Annotated in this window: 2 pseudogenes; both read right to left on the minus strand. The window is 45.0% G+C overall.

Annotated elements, in window-relative coordinates:
- A pseudogene (locus tag R7R24_RS30435) lies at positions 1-443 on the minus strand (hypothetical protein); the annotation flags it as partial.
- Positions 436-518: pseudogene (locus R7R24_RS30440) on the minus strand (ABC transporter ATP-binding protein); the annotation flags it as partial. The pseudogenes R7R24_RS30435 and R7R24_RS30440, both read right to left, overlap by 8 nt.

Genomic DNA, 518 nt, shown 5'->3' on the forward strand with positions numbered 1-518 from the left:
CTCCAATCGTCGCTCTTCCAGCTCACATACAATCGGTCAAATTGAGAATTCAGAATAACGTCGTCTTCGCGCCAGTTTTTGCTCAAATCAAAGTAGCCATTATCTAGCGCGACAAGTTCGGGATATTGAGGAATGTCTAACGCATCGCCCCACAAAGCTCGGTTTCGCAAGCCAACATTAACACGCCAGTTTGGAGAAAAACGGTATTCAAAATTCAGACGATTGTGCAGCAGATGATCGAACGAGTTACTTTGATCATCTGGCATGCTGTATGTCGCCATATACTTAATATAACCATCAAAACCCCAAGATTTTTGAGGTTGTAAACCAGGGATATTGGCAACAGCACAAAAGCTGAAAAAGCCAAGCAAGGAAAGGCTTAATGCCTGACTAACCACCACCATCCATGGCGGAGAAAAACGAATGTGTAAGCCGCTACGCATGAAACTTCTCTGCCGTGCTACCGATGTTGGCGAAATCTCTCGCGAGGCGTCCGTCTTCAAACACAATAATACGAT

The sequence above is a fragment of the Vibrio sp. 704 genome (assembly GCF_033339295.1).